Genomic DNA, 1340 nt, shown 5'->3' with positions numbered 1-1340 from the left:
CGCCCTCGTCGAGCAGGTGGCCAGCGAACGGGGAAGGCTCGAGATGATGGTCAACAACGCCGGCGTGCTCTTCGCGGGCCCGTTCGAGGGAACCACCGAGCGACACTGGACGAAGGCGATCGATGTGAACCTGCGCGGCGTCATCCACGGCGCGCACGCGGCATACGGGGTGATGCTGCGGCAGCGCGTGGGCAAGGCGAGCGCCGGCGTCATCCTCAACACCGGTTCGCTGGCGGGCCTGATCCCGGCGCCGACGATGACGCCCTATGCGACGACGAAGTGGGCGGTCGTCGGGTTCTCGCAGGCGCTGCACGCGCAGGCGCGCCGCCACGGCATCCAGGGCAATATCGTCTGCCCCGCCTATGTCGACACAAAGCTCATCGACGACCCCTTCGAGCCCTCCCGCTCGTATGCCGTGGGGAGCTTCCGCCGCAACACTCGCCTCTATCAGCCGCGCTTGACGACGCCGGCGAGGGTCGCCGAGGTGGCGTTGCGTAGCGTCGAGGACGACCGGCCGGTCATCACCGTCGGCGGCTTCGCCGCACTGTCGTGGCGCACCCAACGCTTTGCCCCGGCCGTGATGCGGACCTCGACCCGCCTCCAGGCCGCCCGCGAGGCGCGTCAGGGCCGAACGGTGAGCGGGACATAATCGCCCTTGTGACCGGCGGCTACCTGGATCGGCGACCCGGCCGGTATGCCGCGGCGCGCCCGTCGCCGGGCAGGCACCGGCCGTGGCTCCTCCCGCTGGCGTGCGCCGTCCTGGCGCTGCTGATCTGGGTCGGCCCCTATACGCATGTCGGGCCGTGGGCCCGGCCGGGCCTGACCGACATCGGGGTCTACGAGCGGGTTGTCGAGGGGATCAAGGCGGGCCGGTTGCCTTATCGCGATCTCGATCTCGAATACCCGCCCGGCGCAGCGGTGCTCTTCTGGCTCGCATCCCTCGTCCCCGGGCACGACCTGACGCAGAGCTTCGGCCGGCTGATGGCCGTTACCTGGGCAATCGCGACGGGCGGGGCGACGACGGCCGCGGGTCTGCTCGGCTATGCCCAGCGGCGCCAGGCGCTGATCGGGCTGTCGATGGCAGCGCTGCCGTTGATGCTCGGCTCCCTCATCACGACCCGGTATGACGCGGTGGTCACCGCCGTCGTGTCCTGGCTCCTTGTCGCGGCCCTGGCCACGCGTTGGCGCTGGATGTGGGGCCTGTTGATCGTCGCGACCCTGCTCAAGATCGTCCCCGCGGCGCTCGCGCCGGCCCTGGTGATCTGGCAGGCGCACCGCACCGACTCGCGGCGGGCCACCCGTTCGCTCGCGCTCGCGATCGCCGCCGGCGTCGCGATCGT

Annotated in this window: 2 protein-coding genes; both read left to right on the top strand. The window is 71.2% G+C overall.

The window, feature by feature from the left end; all coding sequences use genetic code 11:
• On the top strand, positions 1-649 hold a 649-nt coding region (locus PKH97_RS15275; RefSeq protein WP_324388452.1), incomplete at its 5' end, for an SDR family NAD(P)-dependent oxidoreductase.
• Between the two features lie 8 nt (positions 650-657).
• On the top strand, positions 658-1340 hold a 683-nt coding region (locus PKH97_RS15270), incomplete at its 3' end, for a glycosyltransferase 87 family protein (protein ID WP_324388451.1).

It is taken from the genome of Nostocoides sp., assembly GCF_035343835.1.
In the GTDB taxonomy this organism is placed as follows: domain Bacteria; phylum Actinomycetota; class Actinomycetes; order Actinomycetales; family Dermatophilaceae; genus Nostocoides_A; species Nostocoides_A vanveenii.
The sequence above is the reverse complement of the archived record's forward strand: the minus strand, read 5'-3'. Positions and strand labels throughout refer to the sequence as shown.